The sequence below is a fragment of the Sphingobium sp. genome, from assembly GCF_041987595.1.
Lineage (GTDB): Bacteria > Pseudomonadota > Alphaproteobacteria > Sphingomonadales > Sphingomonadaceae > Sphingobium.
In genome coordinates this window covers 1-20,138 of sequence record NZ_JBHIWJ010000074.1, presented here as the reverse complement: position 1 = coordinate 20,138, position 20,138 = coordinate 1, and the positions used below count along the sequence as shown (strand labels likewise).

At 64.1% G+C, this 20,138-nt stretch carries 22 protein-coding genes and 2 tRNA genes; 6 read left to right on the top strand and 18 right to left on the bottom strand.

Annotated features, from left to right (window positions below):
• The 3 genes from ACFC3J_RS16465 to rplU all read right to left on the bottom strand — a co-directional run.
• The coding region (locus ACFC3J_RS16465) for a GNAT family N-acetyltransferase (protein ID WP_375197197.1) at positions 1-172 on the bottom strand (172 nt) is incomplete at its 3' end.
• A gap of 284 nt (positions 173-456) precedes the next feature.
• Positions 457-726, bottom strand: a complete 270-nt coding sequence (gene rpmA, locus ACFC3J_RS16460; protein WP_179041264.1) for a 50S ribosomal protein L27 — start codon at positions 724-726, stop codon at positions 457-459.
• A gap of 30 nt (positions 727-756) precedes the next feature.
• Complete coding sequence (gene rplU, locus ACFC3J_RS16455) at positions 757-1,053, bottom strand: 50S ribosomal protein L21 (RefSeq protein WP_176596244.1); 297 nt, start codon at positions 1,051-1,053, stop codon at positions 757-759.
• A gap of 278 nt (positions 1,054-1,331) precedes the next feature.
• Between rplU and ACFC3J_RS16450 the strand changes: the two genes are divergently transcribed.
• The gene (locus tag ACFC3J_RS16450) at positions 1,332-1,700 is read left to right on the top strand and encodes a hypothetical protein (protein WP_375197195.1); all 369 of its coding nucleotides are present in this window, start codon (positions 1,332-1,334) and stop codon (positions 1,698-1,700) included.
• Positions 1,701-1,920: 220 nt separating this feature from the next.
• Positions 1,921-3,561: a YbaL family putative K(+) efflux transporter gene (gene ybaL, locus ACFC3J_RS16445; protein WP_375197194.1), complete on the top strand. Its 1,641-nt coding sequence runs from the start codon at positions 1,921-1,923 to the stop codon at positions 3,559-3,561.
• Positions 3,562-3,602: 41 nt separating this feature from the next.
• Here ybaL and ACFC3J_RS16440 read toward each other — a convergent pair whose 3' ends face one another.
• The 11 genes from ACFC3J_RS16440 to ACFC3J_RS16390 form a co-directional block, all read right to left on the bottom strand.
• On the bottom strand, positions 3,603-5,351 hold the full coding sequence (locus ACFC3J_RS16440; RefSeq protein WP_375197193.1) for a DEAD/DEAH box helicase: 1,749 nt from the start codon (positions 5,349-5,351) through the stop codon (positions 3,603-3,605).
• Positions 5,352-5,664: 313 nt separating this feature from the next.
• The gene (rplA, locus tag ACFC3J_RS16435) at positions 5,665-6,363 is read right to left on the bottom strand and encodes a 50S ribosomal protein L1 (RefSeq protein WP_375197192.1); all 699 of its coding nucleotides are present in this window, start codon (positions 6,361-6,363) and stop codon (positions 5,665-5,667) included.
• A 4-nt stretch (positions 6,364-6,367) separates the two neighbouring features.
• On the bottom strand, positions 6,368-6,799 hold the full coding sequence (rplK, locus tag ACFC3J_RS16430) for a 50S ribosomal protein L11 (protein ID WP_192669946.1): 432 nt from the start codon (positions 6,797-6,799) through the stop codon (positions 6,368-6,370).
• A 187-nt stretch (positions 6,800-6,986) separates the two neighbouring features.
• Positions 6,987-7,523, bottom strand: a complete 537-nt coding sequence (gene nusG / locus ACFC3J_RS16425) for a transcription termination/antitermination protein NusG (protein ID WP_037451561.1) — start codon at positions 7,521-7,523, stop codon at positions 6,987-6,989.
• Positions 7,524-7,585: 62 nt separating this feature from the next.
• Entirely contained in the window at positions 7,586-7,792 is a 207-nt protein-coding gene (secE, locus tag ACFC3J_RS16420) for a preprotein translocase subunit SecE (RefSeq protein ID WP_013848848.1), read from the bottom strand.
• 170 nt (positions 7,793-7,962) lie between these two features.
• Positions 7,963-8,038: transfer RNA gene (locus tag ACFC3J_RS16415), tRNA-Trp, on the bottom strand.
• A 65-nt stretch (positions 8,039-8,103) separates the two neighbouring features.
• On the bottom strand, positions 8,104-9,327 hold the full coding sequence (locus ACFC3J_RS16410; protein ID WP_375197191.1) for a dihydroorotase family protein: 1,224 nt from the start codon (positions 9,325-9,327) through the stop codon (positions 8,104-8,106).
• A 67-nt stretch (positions 9,328-9,394) separates the two neighbouring features.
• Entirely contained in the window at positions 9,395-10,405 is a 1,011-nt protein-coding gene (locus ACFC3J_RS16405; protein ID WP_375197190.1) for an aspartate carbamoyltransferase catalytic subunit, read from the bottom strand.
• A 39-nt stretch (positions 10,406-10,444) separates the two neighbouring features.
• Entirely contained in the window at positions 10,445-12,055 is a 1,611-nt protein-coding gene (locus ACFC3J_RS16400) for a phytoene desaturase family protein (protein ID WP_375197189.1), read from the bottom strand.
• Between the two features lie 343 nt (positions 12,056-12,398).
• Positions 12,399-12,923: a phosphoribosyltransferase gene (locus tag ACFC3J_RS16395; protein ID WP_375197188.1), complete on the bottom strand. Its 525-nt coding sequence runs from the start codon at positions 12,921-12,923 to the stop codon at positions 12,399-12,401.
• A 4-nt stretch (positions 12,924-12,927) separates the two neighbouring features.
• Entirely contained in the window at positions 12,928-13,917 is a 990-nt protein-coding gene (locus ACFC3J_RS16390; RefSeq protein ID WP_375197196.1) for a bile acid:sodium symporter family protein, read from the bottom strand.
• A 94-nt stretch (positions 13,918-14,011) separates the two neighbouring features.
• Here ACFC3J_RS16390 and ACFC3J_RS16385 point away from each other — a divergent pair, with 94 nt between their 5' ends.
• A complete protein-coding gene (locus ACFC3J_RS16385) occupies positions 14,012-14,767 on the top strand; it encodes an enoyl-CoA hydratase-related protein (protein ID WP_375197187.1) in 756 nt (251 codons plus the stop codon).
• A gap of 45 nt (positions 14,768-14,812) precedes the next feature.
• Here ACFC3J_RS16385 and ACFC3J_RS16380 read toward each other — a convergent pair whose 3' ends face one another.
• From ACFC3J_RS16380 to ACFC3J_RS16370, 3 genes are all read right to left on the bottom strand, one after another.
• On the bottom strand, positions 14,813-15,709 hold the full coding sequence (locus ACFC3J_RS16380; RefSeq protein WP_375197186.1) for a DMT family transporter: 897 nt from the start codon (positions 15,707-15,709) through the stop codon (positions 14,813-14,815).
• 112 nt (positions 15,710-15,821) lie between these two features.
• Positions 15,822-16,136, bottom strand: a complete 315-nt coding sequence (locus tag ACFC3J_RS16375) for a hypothetical protein (protein ID WP_375197185.1) — start codon at positions 16,134-16,136, stop codon at positions 15,822-15,824.
• Between the two features lie 71 nt (positions 16,137-16,207).
• A complete protein-coding gene (locus tag ACFC3J_RS16370; RefSeq protein ID WP_375197184.1) occupies positions 16,208-16,729 on the bottom strand; it encodes a MarR family winged helix-turn-helix transcriptional regulator in 522 nt (173 codons plus the stop codon).
• A 132-nt stretch (positions 16,730-16,861) separates the two neighbouring features.
• Between ACFC3J_RS16370 and ACFC3J_RS16365 the strand changes: the two genes are divergently transcribed.
• The 3 genes from ACFC3J_RS16365 to ACFC3J_RS16355 all read left to right on the top strand — a co-directional run bounded on the left by ACFC3J_RS16365 (position 16,862) and on the right by ACFC3J_RS16355 (position 19,103).
• Positions 16,862-16,936: transfer RNA gene (locus ACFC3J_RS16365), tRNA-Gln, on the top strand.
• A 554-nt stretch (positions 16,937-17,490) separates the two neighbouring features.
• Positions 17,491-18,471: a sterol desaturase family protein gene (locus tag ACFC3J_RS16360; RefSeq protein ID WP_375197183.1), complete on the top strand. Its 981-nt coding sequence runs from the start codon at positions 17,491-17,493 to the stop codon at positions 18,469-18,471.
• Between the two features lie 32 nt (positions 18,472-18,503).
• Positions 18,504-19,103, top strand: coding sequence for a hypothetical protein (locus ACFC3J_RS16355; protein WP_375197182.1), 600 nt, complete (start codon positions 18,504-18,506; stop codon positions 19,101-19,103).
• Here the strand turns inward: ACFC3J_RS16355 and ACFC3J_RS16350 are convergent.
• A complete protein-coding gene (locus ACFC3J_RS16350; RefSeq protein WP_375197181.1) occupies positions 19,074-20,138 on the bottom strand; it encodes an isopenicillin N synthase family dioxygenase in 1,065 nt (354 codons plus the stop codon). The genes ACFC3J_RS16355 and ACFC3J_RS16350 overlap by 30 nt on opposite strands.

Here is a 20,138-nt window from a genome sequence, read left to right as displayed (position 1 = left end):
GGCGCGGGTCTTGCGGCAGGGCCAGAAACTCTTCCGCGTTGGCCGGGCTGTAGACTGCGGGCACGCGGGTCAGGTTGCGCAGAACCGCAGGATCACCGATCGCTGATGCCAGCGCGGGCGCATCTTCCATCCAGCCGGGCCGCAGCAGCAAGCGGGGGGTACGGGCGAACATCAAAAATCTCCTAATCTCCGGCGCGCCAATGGCCGCAAAAAGTTACGGCTTGACGACGTTTGCTCTGGCTGGCCCCGCCCGCACGACGCGCGAAAAGGTCAGGGGTTCCAGCGGCTTGAGGGAAATTGCAGGGAGACATCTTTTGTTACGGGCAGGGTAACGGAAAAGGGGCGCTCCCGGATGGGGCGCCCCTTGTTTCCCTCGATCAGCGGCGGCGTCTGAACCGACTGCCACCCCAAGAGGACCGCCCCATTTGCGAGGGACGATCCGTCATCGATCGTCCGTTATTCCGCGGCTTCGGCCAGCGCGTCGACCGACACATATTTGCGGCCGAGCTTGCCGGTGTGGAATACCACCTTGCCTTCGCCGAGCGCGAACAGCGTGTGGTCCTTGCCCATGCCGACGTTGCGGCCCGGATAGACGCGGGTGCCGCGCTGGCGAATGATGATGTTGCCGCCGATCACGTCCTGACCGCCGAACTTCTTCACGCCGAGGCGCTTCGATTCCGAATCGCGACCGTTGCGCGACGAACCGCCAGCTTTCTTATGTGCCATGACTCAAACTCCTCGTAACTTAGCTGCGGCTCAGGCGATCGACACGATCTTGAGGATCGTGTGATTCTGGCGGTGGCCGTTGCGACGGCGGTAGTTGTGCCGGCGGCGCTTCTTGAAAACGATGACTTTCTCGCCCTTCGCCTGTGCGACGATTTCAGCGGCAACGGTCAGCTTGGCGGCGTCTTTTACGTCGCTGCCTTCGCCTGCGAACAGGACGTCGTCCAGGGTCACCTTGTCGCCAGCCTCACCGGCCAGCTTCTCGACGACGATCTTGTCTCCGGCGGCGACGCGATACTGCTTGCCGCCCGTGCGCACGATTGCGAACATGGCTCTTCTCTTCTCGTTCAAATCTGCTTTACGCAGATCGTCGAGAACATGCGTCCTTAACCGACCCGCGCGGGAATGTGGCCCGCTACTGGAATGACTCGCTTCTGTCAACCGCCCAGAGCATTTTCGGCAAGGGACGCAAGGCAGCCATTCGGTTGGAAAATGCGACCATGACCCGGTTCCCTTTCAGGGCTGGTTTTTGGCGGGACTCGTCCCTATCTCTTCGGATCGAAGGGATCATATCACGCATGACGCCAGCGCCGTACAGGAATGAAGGCATGAAGGGTCGCCTGCTCTTCATCCTCTCCCTGTGGATGGCGCTCAGCGTGGCGCTGCTCAGCGCTTTGGCGCCGCTGGGTCCCCCGTCGAGCCGTCTGACCGGCTCCGCCTTCAATCCTGCGACTACGGCCGTCGTGCTGAAAGCCCGCGCTCAGGCGATTCCCGTTACCGCGCAAGTTTCGCAGCCGGACGGGGACGGGCGGCTGCCTGCCCTGACCTTTGCGATCGGCCTGCTTTCCATCGCGGCCATGCTTTCGGGTATCTTGCGATTACGGCCGTCGCACCGATTTTCCCGCCCGCAACCGGCCCCCCGGCCGTTCCACCTTCTTTCCTGCCGGCACGCCCGCGCGCCTCCTGCATCCTCCTGACGCATCGCTCATCCCCTCGTCAGAAAGAAGGGAGGATTTAATGCCTCGGAAGATATCGAGCCGCCGCCGCCCGCCCTGGTGGTTTATGCCCGCCGTGCTTGCAGGCCTTGGCGCTGCCGGAGCCTTGCTGTCGGCCGCCATGCTGGCGGTCGCAGAGTAATATCATGATATGCTGCCGGTGGAGGCGCGCCCGCCCCACCGGCAGTCAGGGAAAGACCTTATGCCCCATCACACGCCCCTGATCGGTACGATCGTCGCGGGTCTTGTCGTTGCCTTCATCATGGGCGCCATTGCCCATCGCCTGAAATTGTCGCCGCTGGTCGGCTATCTGATCGCCGGCATCATGGTCGGTCCCTTTACGCCGGGCTTCGTCGCGGATGCGGGGCTGGCCAACGAACTGGCCGAGATCGGCGTCATCCTGCTGATGTTCGGCGTCGGCCTGCATTTTTCCCTGCGCGACCTGCTGTCGGTCAAGAATATCGCCGTGCCGGGCGCTATCGGCCAGATTGCGGTCGCAACGCTGATGGGCATGGGGCTGGCCCATTATATGGGCTGGCCGCTGATGGGCGGCCTTGTCTTCGGCCTTGCCCTCTCGGTCGCAAGCACCGTCGTTCTGCTGCGCGCCCTGCAGGGCGCAGATCTCGTCGAGACCCGCAGGGGGCGGATCGCGGTCGGCTGGCTGATTGTCGAGGATCTCGTGATGGTGTTGGCGCTCGTTCTCCTGCCCGCGCTGGCCGGAGTGCTGAACAGTGCCGATGCCTCGGCCGGGGCGGCGGATCTGCTCGCCCCCTTGCTCGGCACCTTGCTCAAGGTCACGGGCTTCGTGGCGCTGATGCTGGTGGTCGGCCGCCGGGTCATCCCATGGGCGCTGCACTGGGTCGTCCATAGCGGCTCTCGCGAGCTGTTTCGCCTTGCCGTCCTCGCCATAGCGCTGGGCGTGGCCTTTGGAGCCGCGGTTGCCTTCGACGTTTCCTTCGCGCTGGGCGCTTTCTTCGCCGGTATGATCCTGGGCGAAACCCCGCTCAGCCGCCGCGCCACGGAAGAGACGCTGCCGCTGCGAGACGCCTTTGCGGTCCTCTTCTTCGTTTCGGTAGGCATGCTGTTCAACCCGGCGGTTTTGGTCGAGCAGCCCTTGCCGCTGCTCGCGACCGTGGCGATCATCATCGTGGGCAAGTCCATCGCCGCCTTCGCCATCGTCCGCGCCTTCGGCCATCCGGGCGATACGGCGCTCACCATCGCCGCCAGCCTGGCCCAGATCGGCGAATTTTCCTTCATCCTCGCCTCGCTGGGAACCGGGCTTGGCGTCCTGCCCGCCGAGGCCCGCGATCTGATCCTTGCGGGGGCGATCGTGTCGATTTTCCTCAATCCGCTGATCTTTTCGCTGATCGTGCGCGATCAGAAGAAGGAGGAGGTCGAGGAGGAGCAGGAGGCCGAAAAGGCGCGGAACCGGCCGCGAATCGGGCATGTGATCCTGGTCGGCTATGGCCGGGTCGGCAAGCTGATCGCCGCCCGTCTGGCGGAGCGCAAAGCCCATTTCGTGATTGTGGAAGCCGATGCCGAACGCGCCGAGGAAGCGGAGGAGCAGGGCATGGCCGTGGTGCGGGGCAGCGCGCTGGAGGACCGCCACCTTCTCGCCGCAGGGATTTGCGAGGCCCGGCGCATGCTGATCGCCGTCCCGGAGGGCTTTGAAGGCGGCGCGATCCACGAACATGCCCGCCACCTGAACCCTGATCTGCAAGTCATCGCCCGCGCCCATTCGGATGCCGAAGTGGCGCATCTGGAAAGTCTGGGCGTGCCCCATGTCGTCATGGGCGAGCGCGAGCTGGCTGCGCGGATGCTGACGCTCTGCGGGGCGGGATAGGAAAAAGGGCCGGTCCGTTACAGGACCGGCCCTTCACCGTCTCATCCTCTGGGCTTGTGAGGCCCGCTCCGCCTGGGACCGCCCTTGAACGGACGAGGGCTATGCGCAGGCGGGCGGGGGCCGCGTCCGTCATTTGCGCGGCTCTTGCCACGCGGTCCTTCGCGCCTGTTCTCACGCGCCATCTCGCGGGGCTTGCCCTCGATCTGCTCGATGGTCACTTCGGCGCCGTCGTCATTGGCCTGGCCGGTGCGCTTCACCGCGCCGACGAACTTCGCCGCGATCGCGGAGGGGATCTCGAACATGGTCTCATTGGCGGCGATGCGGATCGCGCCGATATCCTGCCGCGACACATGGCCGCGGCGGCAGATCAGCGGCAATATCCAGCGCGGGTCGGCATTCTGGTTGCGTCCGATATCCATGCGGAACCAGATGGTTTCCTCAAAGCCCGGACGAGGCCCTTCGCGACGCGCCGGGGCTTCGCTCGCGTCCAGAAGCTCTTCCGGTGCGGGAAGGGCGGCGCGGGCGCTCTTCACCAGCATAGCAGCGATTTCCTTGGCCGATTTCTGCTCCAGAAGCTCGGCGCCCAGCGCCCAGTCCTGCTCGTCCAGCTCGGCGCGCTCCATCAGCTTTTCGCGCAGACGCGTATTGTCCTGCTGCTGGATGGCTTCCTTGCTCGGCGGAGTGCCCCACTCCACCGGGATTTTCGCGCCGCGCAGCATGGATTCGACCCGGCGACGGCGCGGATAGGGCACGATCAGCACGGCCGTTCCCTTCTTGCCCGCGCGCCCGGTACGCCCGGAACGGTGCTGCATCGTTTCCGCGTCGCGAGGGATTTCGACATGGACGACAAGGCTGAGGTTCGGCAGATCGATGCCGCGTGCAGCCACATCGGTCGCGACGCAGACGCGCGCACGGCGGTCGCGCAGCGCTTGCAGGGCGTGATTGCGCTCATTCTGGCTATGCTCGCCCGACAGCGCCACGGCGGCGAAACCGCGTTCGGTCAGGCTGGCGTGCAGGTGCCGCACATTGTCGCGGGTGGCGCAGAAGAGGATGGCCGTCTCCGCCTCATGATAGCGCAGCAGGTTGACGACGGCATTTTCGATGTCGGCGGGCGCGACGGTCACCGCCTGATAGCTGATGTCGCCATGGCCTCGTTCATCGCTGACGGTGGAGATGCGCAGCGCATCCTTCTGGTAGCGCCTGGCGAGCGCGACGATCGGCTTGGGCATGGTGGCGGAGAAAAGCAACGTGCGGCGGTTTTCCGGCGCGCCGTCGAGAATCTCTTCGAGATCCTCGCGAAAGCCCATGTCGAGCATTTCGTCGGCTTCATCGAGCACGACGGTCTTGAGCCCGGAGAGGTCCAGCGCGCCGCGTTCCAGATGGTCGCGCAGACGGCCCGGCGTGCCGACGACGATATGCGCGCCATGGCTGAGCGCCCGGCGCTCCTTGGCAGCGTCCATGCCGCCGACGCAGGTGGTGATGCGGGCGCGGGCCTCGCCATAGAGCCATTCCAGCTCGCGCGCGACCTGAAGCGCCAGTTCGCGCGTCGGCGCGATGGCGAGCGCCAGCGGCTGGGCGGCGACGGGGAGGCGGCTCTGTTCGCCCAGCAATTCGCCCGCCATGGCGAGGCCGAAGGCAACCGTCTTGCCGGACCCGGTCTGCGCCGAGACGATCAGGTCACGGCCTTCGGCTTCGGGTTGCGTGACTTGCGCCTGCACCGGGGTCAGGCTTTCATAGCCTTTACGCGTCAGCGCATCGGAAAGAAGGGAGGGGAGGTGTTCAAACGACATTCTGTTTCCATCGGAGTGCGACCCGCCTCTGCCGACGGAATCTTTTTATGATGCTGGAAAAGGCTTCCAGCGTCTTTCGGGTTGCGCTCCACTCTCATCCGTTCGGGCCGAGCTTGTCGAAGCCCCGCTCTATCTTTTGAAGTGCAGAAGGTGGAATGACCCGTTCCCTTGCCCCATGCCGGGGCAATGTCGCCCTGTCCTTCCGTGAAGAGGGGAGGGCAGGAAAGCCCTTATCACAGGGCCTCCCAAAAAAGAAGAAAGCCTCCTTCCCCGCGTGGAGGAAGGAGGCTTTCTCAACTGTTCTTTTCTCGGATCAGACCGAAGCGACTTCCGCCACGTCGACCTTCACGCCCGGACCCATCGAAGACGACAGGGCGATCTTGCGGACATATTTGCCCTTCGAACCCGACGGCTTGGCCTTGACGATCGCGTCGACGAACGCGTCGAAATTCTTGCGCAGGTCGGCAGCCGAGAAGCTCGCCTTGCCCAGGCCAGCGTGGATGATGCCGGCCTTTTCGACGCGGAATTCGATCTGACCGCCCTTGGCGGCCTTGACCGCTTCGGCGACGTTCGGGGTTACGGTGCCCAGCTTCGGGTTCGGCATCAGGCCCTTGGGACCCAGAACCTTACCCAGACGGCCGACCAGACCCATCATGTCGGGGGTGGCGATCACGCGCTGGAAGTCGATGTTACCGGCCTGGATCGATTCCAGCAGGTCTTCGGCGCCCACCACGTCGGCGCCAGCGGCGGTCGCGGCTTCAGCCTTGTCGCCACGGGCGAACACGGCGACGCGGACGTCCTTGCCGGTGCCGGCGGGCAGGGTGACGACGCCACGGACCATCTGGTCGGCGTGACGCGGATCGACGCCCAGATTGATCGCGATTTCGACGCTTTCGTCGAACTTGGCGGTCGCGTGGGTCTTGATCAGGCCCAGCGCTTCGTCGACGCCGTGCAGCTTTTCCTTGTCAACGGCAGCGGCGAGAGCCTTCGCCTTCTTCGTCAGCTTTGCCATGGTCTTAGCCCTCCACCACGTCGAGGCCCATCGCGCGAGCGGAGCCTTCGATGATCTTCGTTGCCGCGTCGATGTCGTTCGCGTTCAGGTCGGCCATCTTGGCCTGCGCGATTTCAGCGAGCTGGGCGCGGGTGATCTTGCCGGCGACGACCTTGCCGGGCTCCTTGGAACCAGACTTCAGGTTGACGGCCTTCTTGATCAGATAGGTGGCGGGCGGCTGCTTCGTGACGAAGCTGAACGAACGGTCCGCATAGACGGTGATGATGGTCGGCAGCGGGGTGCCCTTTTCCATCTTTTCCGTCGAGGCGTTGAACGCCTTGCAGAATTCCATGATGTTCACACCGCGCTGACCCAGCGCCGGACCGATCGGCGGCGAGGGATTGGCGGCTCCAGCGGGCACCTGGAGTTTGATATAGCCCGTAATCTTCTTGGCCATTTTCACTCACTCTGTTGCTGGAAGGGCGGAAATCCGACCTTCCGGTTCAAGTTTAGCGGTCAGACGGATCTCCGAAGAAACCCTCCCGCACTTACCCTTGTGGTTATCCCGGCGGATGCTGGGATCTCCGGCCGCAAGGGAACGGCCCGAGACACGAAATCCCGGCCTGCGCCGGGATGACGTGAAATTATTTGGACAGCTCGACCTGTTCGAAGTCCAGCTCTACCGGCGTGGCGCGGCCGAAGATCGACACGGACACCTTGACGCGGTTCTTTTCGAAATCCAGCTCCTCGACGGTGCCGTTGAAGCTCGCGAAGGGGCCGTCCAGCACCTTGACGCTGTCGCCGATCTCGTAATCGACGCTGACCTTGTGCTTGGGCGCGGCCTCGGCTTCCTTCTGGGCGCCGAAATAGCGGGCGGCGTCGGCCTCGCTGATCGCCTGCGGCTTGCCGGAGGACCCCAGGAAGCCCGTCACCTTCGGCGTGTTCTTGACGAGGTGGTAGATGTCGTCGTTCATCGCCAGCTTGGCGAGGACATAGCCGGGCATGAACTTGCGCTCGACCTGCACCTTCTTGCCGCGCTTCACCTCGGTCACGGTCTCGGTGGGGACTTCCACCTGCTCGACCAGCTGGGAGAGGCCCATGCGCTCGGCTTCGGACAGGATCGATTCCTTGACCTTGTTCTCGAAGCCCGAATAGGCGTGGATGATGTACCAGCGCGCCATGTTACCGTTTCAAACTCCCGATCTTAGCGATTTACTTGAAAATCGCGGCAATCAATAAAAACTCAAGCTTGCCCGGCGGCGAACGCCAGCAGCCACTGAACGATCGCGCCGAAGAAGGTGTCGATGCCGAAGAAGAACAGGCCCAGCAGCGACGTCATGATAACCACCATCACGCCGGTCATGATCGTTTCGCGGCCGGTGGGCCACACGATCTTTTTCGCCTCGGTCTGCACCTGATTGACGAATTCGCCCGGAGAAACCTTCGCCATCGCCCGTCTCAAACCCTTCGAACAAACACCAAAGCGCGAAGCAACAGTCCGCCCTCCCGATCCCGCCCTGTTCGGCGTCCGGGGGTGCGGCCGCCTGCTTCGCGACCCATCCTTCGCCAGCAGAACCAGCCGCGAACCCCTGAATTGTCAGGGTTTCGCGGCAAGATGCTTGGCAGGAGTGGAGGGACTCGAACCCCCGGCATTCGGTTTTGGAGACCGACGCTCTACCAGCTGAGCTACACTCCTGCACTGGCCCGAGCCAGCGAAGAAGGGCGCTTTAACGTCGCCTGCCGGGTAGGGCAAGGGGGAAATCAGAGGAAAGTGCCGCCCTTCATGATCCTGCGCGCGCGACCCTGCACCGGCACGCGGTTGAAAGGCGTATTTCCGGCCTGCGCGGCCATTTTCGTCGAATCGACGATCCACGGCGTGTCGGGATCGATGAAGATCAGGTCCGCCGCGCTGCCCGGCGCGAAGCTCCCCGCATTGACCCCCAGAATCTTTGCCGGATTGGCGCTGAGCAGGGTCATCAGGCGATTGAGGGACACATGCCCCTCCCGCACCAGATTGAGGGAGAGGGCGAGCAGCGTCTCCGCGCCCGCCATGCCGGGGGCCGCGTCCGCGAAAGGGAGGCGCTTGTCCTCCGGTCCGCGCGGATCGTGGCTGGATGTGATGACGTCGACCGTGCCGTCGGCCACCGCCGCGATCGATGCCTTGCGGTCATCCTCCGACCGCAGCGGCGGGGAGAGGCGGGCGAAAGTGCGGAAATCGGTCACGGCATTGTCGGACAGGAACAGATAGGCCGGGCTGATGCCGCAGGTGACCTTCAACCCTTCGGCCTTGGCGGCGCGGATCAGGTCGAAGCCCGCCCTGGTCGTCACCAGCCGGAAGTGGAGCGCCGCGCCCGTCACCCGCGCCAGCATGATATCGCGCGCGATCGCCATGGCCTCCGCGCAGGCGGGAGCGTGCGACAGGCCAAGCCGCGTCGCCGTCTCCCCGCTGGTCGCGACCGCCTTGCCCGCCAGGCCGCTATCCTCGGCATGGGTGATGACGGTCAGCCCCAGTCCGGACGCGTAGGATAGCACGCGCATCATCACGCCCGAATCGGCGATCCACTGGCGGCCGGTGCCCACGGCCCTGGCGCCCGCGGCCTGCATCATGCCGATTTCGGCCAGTTCGGCGCCCTTCAGGCCGCGTGTCGCGGCGGCGATGGGATGAACCCAGAAATCAGGCTTGCCCGCCCGCGTCGCCTGCCGGATGAGGCCTGCATCGTCCAGAGGCGAGGACTGGTCAGGCATCAGCGCCGCCCGCGTGATCCCGCCGAAATGGAAGGCGGGCTTGTCGGTTGCAAAGACGCCGAGGTCGATGAGGCCGGGCGCGACCACCAGACCACCCGCGTCGATCGTCTCGGCATCGGCCGGCACAGCGACGTCGCCCGCCGCGACGATGCGATCGCCTTCGATCAGGATCATGCCGCCGCTGACATCCTTGCCCGCCGGATCGGCCAGCTTCCCGTTGATGATGGCGAGCGTGCTCATTGCCAGCGATTCCCTGTTGTTGGTCGGATGCTCAAGACCATCGAGTCCTTTTTTGGGGTCGGGATACTCAAGACCATCCCTCCACTCCGCGAGCCCCACGAGTCAGCACGTCCAGACAGGCCATGCGAATGGCGACCCCCATTTCGACCTGCTCGGTAATGGCGGAGCGCTCGGGATGATCGGCCACCACGCTCGAAATCTCGACGCCCCGGTTCATCGGGCCGGGGTGCATCACCAGCGCATCGGGCCTGGCGATGGCGAGCCGTTCCGGCGTCAGCCCGTAAAGCATATGATATTCCCGTGCAGAGGGGATGAAGGCTCCGTCCATTCGCTCATTCTGGAGGCGCAGCATCATGACGACGTCGGCGCCTTCCAGCCCTTCGTCCATGCGATGATAGGGGGTGGCGCCCAGCATCTCGACTTCGGGCGGCATCAGCGTCGGCGGCGCCACGGCTCGCACCTGCGCGCCCAGCGCGGCTAGGCAGAGCATGTTCGAGCGCGCGACCCGGCTGTGCAGCACATCGCCGCAGATCGCCACGATCAGCCCCTCGAAGCCGCCCTTGCGCCGCCGGATGGTGAGCGCATCGAGCAAGGCCTGCGTCGGATGCTGGTGCCAGCCGTCGCCCGCGTTCAGCACCGGGCAGTCCACCTTGTCCGCGATCAGCGCGACGGCGCCCGAACTTGCATGGCGGATGACGATGACGTCGGCGGCCATGGCGTTGAGCGTCATGGCGGTGTCGATCAGCGTTTCGCCCTTCTTCACGCTGGAGGTCGCCGCCGCCATGTTGACGACGTCGGCGCCCAATCGCTTGCCCGCGATCTCGAAGGACAGCAGCGTGCGCGTGGAATTTTCGAAAAAGGCGTTGATCTGCGTCATGCCCGCGAGCCGATCGTCATGCTTGCGCGCTCCGCCCCGGTTGCTCTTTGCCCAATGCTCCGCCTCATCCAGCAGGAAGCGGATTTCCCATGGCTTCAGGTCCGCGATGGACAGCAGATGCCGATGCGGAAACAGCGCGCGGCCAGTGAGGTCAGGCCCTTTGAGGTCGGACTGGGCGGATGGAACGGTGATGTCGGGCATGAGCCGACCCTTTAGGCGAGCGCCAGGGGAAGGGCAAGATCAGGCGCGCCCGAACCACCGTCCCAAAAGCGCCCGATCCTTCAATATCTCCCGCGCCGCATTATGTCCCGGCGCCCCCGTCACGCCGCCGCCCGGATGCGTGCCCGCGCCGCACATGTAGAGGCCCTTGAGCGGCCCGCGATAGGCGCCGTGCCCCAATACCGGCCGCGCCGCCCAGAGCTGGTCCAGCGTCATGTTGCCATGCATGATGTCGCCGCCGATCAGGCCGAATTTCCGTTCCAGATCCAGCGGGGAGAGGATGTCGCGCGCGATCACCGTTTGCGCGAAGCCCGGTGCATAGGCGTCCACCGTCGCGATGATATGATCCGCCGCCGCCTCGCGCTCATCGTCCCAGCTTCGGCCATCGGGCAGCTCAGGGGCGAACTGCTGGCAGAAAAGGCTTGCGACATGGCAGCCATGCGGCGCCAGACTGTCATCGACCGTCGAGGGAATCAGCATCTCCACGATCGGCTCCTTCGACCAGCCGTCGCGCTTCGCGTCCATATAGGCGCGGTCCATATAATCGAGCGTCGGGGCAATGGTAATGCCCGACTGATGATGCTCTCCCGCACCGGGCAGGCAGGTGAAATCGGGCAGGGCCGATAGCGCGACATTCATCCGGAACGTGCCCGAAGCCGTCCTGAACCCCCGGATGCGCCTCAGAAAATCCGCGGGCAGATCGTCCGGGTCCATCAGCCGCTCGTAAAGCAGCTTCGGTCCGACATTGCCGATGATGGCGGCGCCCATCACCTCCTCGCCGCTTTCCAGCCGGACGCCAACGGCCCGCTCGCCGTCGACCAGCACCCGCGCCACCGGCGCTTCCAGGCTGATCTCGACGCCCATGCCGCGCACCACATGCGCCATGATCCGGGTGATCGATCCCATGCCGCCGACGCTATGGCCCCAGGCGCCTTTCTTTCCGTTCACCTCGCCAAAGACATGATGCAGCAGCACATAGGCGCTGCCCGGCGCATCGGGCGAAGCGTAATTGCCGACGATCGCGTCGAAGCCGAAGGCCGCCTTCACCGCCTCGCTTTCGAACCAGCCGTCAAGGAAGCCGCGCGCCGATCTGGCGAACAGTTCCAGCATGTCGCGCTGCTGCTCCAGCGACAGGCCGCCGATCCGCCGTCCCTGCTTCAGCGCGGTCACGATCATCGACAGCCCGTCGCCCGCATTGGGCGGCGCTTGCAGCGTCATGTCGCGCAACACATCGGCGACGACTTCCAGAGCGTCATAATAAGCGGGGAGGGTGGCGGCGTCCCTGGCGCTGAACCTGGCGAACTCCGCCTGCGTCCGCTCGATCCCGCCGCCCAGCTTCAGATAGCCGCCATCCGGCCGGGGAAAGAAATTGCTGATCGGCCGCTCGATCACGCGATAGCCATGGTCGACCAGCGCCATGTCCCGGATCACCTTGGGATGGAGCAGGCTTACGGTATAGCTCGCCACCGAATTGCGGAAGCCGGGATGGAATTCCTCGGTGACGGCGGCACCGCCGACGACAGCCCGCCGTTCCAGCATGCGCACCCTATAACCCGCCCGCGCAAGGTAGAAGGCGCAAACCAGTCCATTGTGGCCCGCCCCGACGATGACCGCGTCATAGGCTTTGGTCATGCGCTTTGGCTCCAGACGGCCGGGGGGACAGGGGACGCAGGTGCGGCCCTGATTTGCCGCCGGCCGTCGGACAGGGCATCGCGGCCACGGTCCGAATAGGTGCAATGCCGATCCGGCTCATCCCCAAAATGCGGTATGTGCGGAATGAAACGACAGGTCCGGCGGAAAAAACGGGTAAAAGGCGGCTCGAAGATCGACCCAGCCGTTCGCTACAAGTTTCGCTGCCACCGCGATCCAAAGCCAGAGCGCCCCACCACCACCTAAGTTATACAATCGTATAACAAAGCGGCGCGCGCGACAAGTCAGCCATCTCTCTCCGACTGGAAATACGCCATTTTCGGCGTCATCGTGTCCGTTCCGGCACGTCACCCCAATCGGCCAGAATAGTTTCCCGGCTCGCCACCGCTTCCCACGGAAAGACGAACCAGTCCTTGGTCACGGCGCGGTCGATGGTTTCCGCGCGATAATCCACGCTCGCGCCCGAGCGGACATTGTCCATCAACACGGCAAAGCGCATGGCCTCCGATGGCGGCGCTCCAGCCTGCGTCAAAACGTGCCGGACATGATTGATGGTTCGCCCGCTGTCGTTGATGTCGTCGACAAACAGCAGTCTGGCGCCCGCCGCGGCCCGCTCCGCCAGCCGTGTCAGCAACGCTTCGCCAAAATCGGGCAGCTTCGCCGACATGTCGACCGACAGCATCGCCAGCCCGGTCGCATGGCTTAGATAAGTGGCAGGCACCAGACCGCCCCGACCGATGCCGACCAGATAATCGGGCCGCCACGCCGATGCCGCGAGCCGCTGCGCCAGCGCGTCAATCTGTCGGAGAAAAGCCTCCATCGTCACCGGGGTCAGGATCGGTCGCTCCATCGCGTCAGCCCGCCGCCGCCAGTTCGGGCCTGTCGTTCGCCGCCGCGCCGTAACGCCGCGCCAGCACCGCGCAGGCCATCAGCTGGATCTGGTGGAACAGCATGACAGGCAGCAGGATCGGCCCGACGGCACTCGGCGGAAACAGCACGCCTGCGATGGGCACGCCTGACGCCAGGCTCTTCTTCGACCCGCAAAATTGCAGCACGATCGCATCCTCGCGCCTGAAGCCCAGCATGCGTCCCAGCAGCAGCGTGAACAGCAGCACGACGGCAAGGATCGCCACGCAGACCGCCGCCAGCAGCAGCAGTTCGCCTTTCGACACCTTGTGCCACAACCCTTCGACCACCGCCGCGCTGAAGGCGGAATAGACCACCAGCAGGATCGATCCGCGATCGACCCGTCCCAGCAAGGCCTTGTGCCGCGCCACGAAGCCGCCGATCAGCGGGCGGGCCAGATGGCCGACGACGAACGGCAGCAGCAGTTGCAGCAGTATGTCCTCGATCGAGGACAGGGAAATCAGGCTGCCGGTCCCGCTCCTTTCCATCAGCAGGGCGACCAGCAGCGGCGTCATGACAATGCCCAGCAGGTTGGAGAAGGACGCGCTCACCACCGCCGCGGCGACATTGCCCCGCGCAATCGCGGTGAAGGCGATGGAGGATTGGACGGTCGAGGGCAGCAGCGTCAGAAACAGCAAGCCCGCGCGCATGGAGAGGGGGATGGCCGTGATCTGCTGGGTCGCGAGGCCGATCAGCGGAAAGATGGCGAAGGTGGTCCCCAGAGTCGCCAGATGCAGTTTCCAGGCCTTCGCGCCGCTCCAGATCGCCTCTCGCGACAATTTCGCGCCGTGGAGGAAGAACAGCAGCACGATGCCCGCATCCGCCATCGCTCCGGCAATATTCGCGCCTTCGCCGCGCGCCGGAAAGACTGACGCCAGCGCCACCGTGGCGATCAGCAGCAACAGGAAGGGGTCAAGAATGTCGCGGAGCCGGTTCATGGTTCCGGCTTTAGGCAGGGCAGCAGCAAAAGGATAGACGCGCTTTCGCCGATCGGCCAACAGTCGCCCATCAATGGCAAAGGAGAGCATGATCGTGAGCGAAGGGATCGCCATCATCGAAGAAAAGGGCGTCGTCGAAATCCATATCGACCGTCCTGACAAGAAGAATGCGCTGACCGCCGCCATGTATCGCGCCATGACCGCCGCGCTGGCCGATGCATCGTCGCGGTCCGAAATCGGCACCGTCATCTTCGCGGGCAAGGGCGACGCGTTCTGCGCTGGCAATGATCTCAAGGATTTCATGGCCGGTCCCCAGGGAGGGGAGGCGGCGTTCGAATTCATCCGCGCCATCGCCGCCTTCGACAAGCCGCTGGTCGCTGCCGTGCAGGGTCTGGCCGTGGGCGTCGGCACGACGATGCTGTTCCACTGCGATCTCGTCTATGCGACGCCCGATGCGCGCTTCATCACCCCTTTCGTCAATCTGGGCATCGTTCCGGAGGCTGGCTCCAGCCTGCTTGCGCCTGCGACTCTGGGTCATGCCAAGGCTGCCTCGATGCTGCTGCTCGGCGAACCGATGGACGCGGAGACGGCGGACCGTGCCGGGCTGATCACCGCCATCGTGCCGGCCGACCGGCTGCTGGATCATGCCCGGCAAAAGGCGGCGTCCCTCATGGCCAAGCCGCCGCAGGCGCTCGCGGCGACCCGGCGTCTGATGAAGGGCGATCCCGCCGCCGTGACCCGGCGCATCGAGGAAGAAGCGCGAGCGTTCCAGGAAGCCCTCAAATCCGCCGAAGCGCAGGAGGCATTCGCGGCGTTCTTCGAAAAGCGCGCGCCGGTTTTCCGGCGATAGGGCTGGTGCGGCCGTGCGCCGCAAGGCGCATTTCCAAACAGTCTCTCAGCTCTTCTTCTCGAACCGTATCTCGCTGACGATCATGGCGGCGACCACCAGCGCGCCGCCAAACAGCGCCGTGGCGGGCAGGCGGTCGCCCGCCAGCCAGCCGATCAGCCCGGCCCATACCGGCTCGCCGGCATAGATCAGCGTGGCGCGGGTCGCCGACACGCTTTGCTGCGCCCAGTTCATGACGAGCTGGATCACCGCCGTCATCAGCCCAAGGCCGCAGGCTGATGCGACTACCGGCCAGGAAAAGGGCGGCATGGACTCGCCCGCGGGGATCATGCAGGCGAAGGCCAGCAGCGATGTGACCATGAGCTGGATCAACGTCACCCGCGCGACATTCACCCGCCCCGCCCACAGGCTGATGAAAATAATCTCCAGCGCGATGGCGATCGTGCTGATCAGGGTCAGCATCTCTCCCTTGCCCGGCGACAGCCCATCATGCGGGCGTGCGATCAACAGCAGCCCGATGAAGGCGAGGATAACGCCCGCCCAACTGGCCAGTCTCGGCCTGCGGTGCAGGATCGCCCATTGAAACAGGGGAACCAGCGGCACATAGGCGGCGGTGATGAAGGCCGAGGTGCTGCTGGGGATCGTTTGCAAGCCCCAGCTCTGCAGGGAATAACCGCCGAAAATGCCAAGGCCGATCATTCCCCCGGCCAGCCATTCCCGCGCGGTCACGCCGCGCAGGACCGGCAGCGCCACGGGCAGGGCGATAAGGGCGGCTGTGCCGAACCGCAGACCCACGAAGAAAAGCGGGCCGCTATGGCGCATCGCATGATGCACGATCAGGAACGTACCCCCCCACAGGAAGGTCGCGCCGATCAGCGCCAGCTCCTGCCGCCGGATCATCAGCCGGGAAGGGGAGGAGGAGGAGCCGGCGCCGAGCATGGCCATTCTGCTGCTGTCATTGGCCGCTCAGGTCAAGGGCCGCGACGCGACCGGAGGCGGTCGATGCGAGGGCGCAGGGCCGGGACATGCGCAGCCGGATGCATGTCCCGGCGCGCACTCATTCCTTCTTGATGTCGTTGCCCGCCCGCTCCATGGCCGATCCGATATCCTGCCTGGCTTCGCCAGCCTCGCGCTTGGCGTCGCGGGAGGCATTGTCCATCGCGGCGCCCATTTTCGCGGTGCTTTCGTCGATCGCATTGCCCGCCCGGTCGAGACCCGTGTCGATCTTGTCACCGGCACGATCGACGCTGTTGCTCATATCGTTGCCGATCGCCGATCCGGCGTTTTCCAGATTGTCCTGAGCCTTTTCCGAACAGGCCGATGCGCCGAACAGCGTCAGCACGGACAGGGTGGCCAGAAATGATTTCCGCATGATTCATCCTCATTGCCGTTCAACAACAGGCTGATAAGCGCTGTAGGGGTGATAAGGTTGCGAAACGATCTTCAGCGCCCCCGCAAACCAAAAACCATCGAGCGGTCCTGATCGGGGATCAGCCCCTCCAGCACGCGCCAGAATCCGGTGACCGAACCCTGACCCGCCAGCGCATAGGCGGCGGCCATTTTCTCGCGCAGCGCCCGGAACAGCTCGGCCTCCAGCGCGACTCCGGCGGGGCTGAGGCGCAGCAGCTTCTGCCGCCGGTCATTGGCGCCCTGACGCGTTTCGATATAGCCCTGCTCGATCAGGTCGTTGAGCACCCGCCCCAGCGACTGTTTGGTGATGGCGAGCAGGCGCAGCAGATCCTTGACCGTCAGATCGGGCTGCCGCGAAATGAAATAGAGCGCGCGGTGATGCGCGCGTCCCAGCCCCAGCGCGGCCAACCCCTCATCGATCGAGCGGGTGAGCGCCGAATAGCCGAAGTAGAGCATCTCGATTCCCCGCCGGATCTCGTCCTCACGAAGAAACAGCGGTGAAGCGGGCGTGATCTGGGATGCGGCAGCGGCCGGGGAAGAATTTTGAACGGACATGCCAGCGAATTCCAGGCTTTCAAGGGATGGTCAGCGCCGCATATTGGCGTCTCCGGAAAATAATGACTAGGCTTTCCTTTCGCGCAAGAGCCGCTATATGGCGGCTCGCACCGGCGCAGAGCCGGTCCGTGCTGGGGCGTAGCCAAGCGGTAAGGCAGCGGTTTTTGGTACCGCCATGCGCAGGTTCGAATCCTGCCGCCCCAGCCAGCGTTTTGCCGACTTATCCATAGGGCATTCCGCACTTCGCTTTCCAATTTTCATGCTTTTTCGCCTTCAGCCCTGTAAACGGCCGGGTTGTTCAGAGCCGCCGTCATCGCTTGATATGCGTCGAGCATCCGGTTCACAGGGGCGACGGTCCAGCCCCGCATGGCAGCGATTTCGGAAAGGGGTGCGGGCGGCTTCCGCCAGCATCGTGCATGTGTGCCGCCGGGGGACGGCCATCACCGCATAACAAGGCGCAGCCAAGCGGTTCGCCAGCAGGCGCGAGCCGGCATCATGCGGCCGCGAGCAGCATGAGCGCCGGGCCGGCCAGGCTTATGCTGGCGCGGGAACGACCTGCGCTGTTGCGATTCCCTGCCACCAAGTCGGAAAGGCATAGGCAGCATCTATGGGGCATATACCTTAATCGCATCTGGCGCGTCGGCCGCGTCTTGCCGATGCTGAAACGACATGAAGTTCAATGACCTGCGAACATCTTTTTCGTTGCCTGGCGTGGCTGACACGCCTGCAGGGACGAGGCAGCAGCATCTCGGGGACAGCATATGGACGGCGTTCGCGTAGGCAAAAGAGTGATAGGCGCACAGGCGCCGGTCATTATCGGATGGGAAAATATAGGCCGGGTGGAAGGTGGACCGCTCAAGCAGTTCATCTTCACTTGGTTTCAGCCCACGGCGCTGTTCGCGCTCATCGCCTTCTGGTATTATGCGCCCAATTCCATCGCCAAGGCGTCCACCGCGATCGGGATCGGCATCGGCTTCAAGGTGCTGCTGCTGGCGCTCGAATGGATCAGTCCGCGCTATGAGAGCTGGCGTCTGACCTGGAAGGAATTGGTCACCGATCTCTTCTATGTCGGGCTGGGCTATACCATTCTGGACCTTGTCGAACATTATATCGGCAGTGGTGCGGTGATCGAGGCTATCCAGCACGGTTTCAACTGGGACAAGCTGGCGTGGTTTACGGGCCTGCCGCTGCTGTTGCAGGCTTTCCTGATCTCCTTCATTTTCGACTTCGGGCAATATTGGATGCACCGGGGGATGCATAACTGGTATCCGCTCTGGCTGCCCCATTCGGTGCATCATTACATCACCCAGCTGAACATCAACAAGGGTGCGGTCGGCAATCCCGTGGAGCTTTTCCTGATTGGGCTGGGCATCGGCGGGTTTTTCGACTTCCTGCCGAGGGCTGCCCTCCTTGCCGGGACCATCGGTCTGGCAATCGGCACCTATCAGCACATCAATGTTCGCTTCAACACTCCTCGTTGGTGGCGCTTCCTGTTCAACACCACCGAACATCACAGCCTGCATCATTCGCAGGACTTCGAAGCGACGCGCAGCAATTATTCCAACACCTATATCTTCATCGATCGCATGTTCGGGACCTGCGTCGACGGCGAAGCGGAACTGCTGGGCATGGAAGGCGGGCGTCGCATGTCGATCCGTGAGCAGATGACCTATCCCTTCACCGAAGGCTGGAAGACGATCAGGGAACGCTACGGCCGGCCTGTGGCGATGCCGGCCGAATGACGACGCAACTGCTCTTGCAAAAAGGGGGTCATGTGACACCGCGTTTTCTGGACTGGATCTGGCATATAAGAGGCAGTCTGACGCTCGCCTCCGGGCAATCGGCCGATGAGGTCATGACCAGGCTCGTCCCCCTTTTCCGGCAGACCGGCACCAGCCATGAGCGGACCGGCGATACATTGACCTTCCGCAAGAAGGATCAGGCGGCGCAGGACAAGATGTCCATCTTCGACGGCGGTGTTCTCAGGATCGAGAGGGGGCCCGCGGGTCCGCTGCTGCGTTACCACCTGACCAGCCGGGCATTGCTGTTCTGCTTTCTGGCTCCGCTGCTGTTTCTGAGCTTCGCCGGGCTGACGATAGTCGCCGGCAAGCTCGCAAAGCCGCCGGCGCAGGAGGCGACCAAGAAGGACGACAGGAAGGACAAGGCGCTGCCGCAGCACTGGATCGACAAGGCGCTGGGCGCACCGGCGCCTGAAAAGCCCAAGAAGGACGACAAAAGCAAGGAGGATGGCAAGAAGCCAAAGCCCACCGCGGCCTATGTCTTCGCGGGCCTGTTCGCCGCGCTCTACGTCGTGGGACGCATTCTGGAGGGGCGGCTCGTCAAATCACTGTTCAGAAAGAGCCTGCTGGGCTGACAGGCGCTGCAGCGGTTCGGCTGCAGCACCGCTGCTGAGGCCAAAGGAATCGAGCGGCAGGGCGCCGTCCAGCACAAGTTCGCCGCTGGCGATCCTGCGTTTCAGATAGGCGAAGGTCTGCGCCGTCTGGTTGAACAGATGTTCGCCGCCCTTGAGCGGGGCGTAACGGGGCGCCTCGCCGCGCACGACGGGTGCAACGACATAATCATAGTCGCAGGCATGGAAGAGCGCGAAGGAATAACGCTCTTCCCTGACCTTCTTCACGCGGTGCCGTGTCGCGGCATAGCGGCCGTTGGAGAGTATCTCCATCATGTCGCCGATGTTCATGATCATCGTGCCCTCCACCAAGGGAATGTCGATCCACTGGCCCTGCCGGTCGATGATCTGGAGACCGGGCGCCGTTGCGGACAGCAGGGTGAAACATTCGTAATCGGTATGCGCGCCGATGCCGGGACGATCCTCCGCGGTCGCGTCGAACGGATAATGGATCAGCCGAAGCTGGCTGGGGGGATTTCGCAGATGCGCGTCGAAATGATCCTCGTCGAGTCCCAGCGCCAGGGCGAACGCCCGGAAAAGCTGGGCTCCGATGCCCGTCACATGGCGATAATAGGCCTGAACGTCATCGCGGAAGCCCGGCATTTCGGGCCACAGATTTGGCCCAAGCAGCGGTCGCCTTCCCTCGGTCCCCATATAGTCGCGATTGACGTCGAAGGCCTCCTTGAGGTCGCGCTGGCCTGCGGCGAATTGCTCCTCCCCCACCGGCACATAGCCGCTGTGGTTTTCCGAACGGCCGATATAGCTCTTCATCTTGGTGTCCGTATCGAGCGCGAAATAGGCTTGCGCGCGCGTGTGAATCCGGCGGAACAGGGCGTCATCCATCTGTGCGCCCGCGATGTAGAGGAACCCTGCCTCCGCGCAGGCCCGGTCGAGTTCGCGCGCATGGTTCTTGAGTGCGGTGATGTCCGAGAAGGCCGCCACATGGTAATACTGCCCGGGTTCTTCCAGATGCACGCGGCTGATGGATAGCAGTTCCAC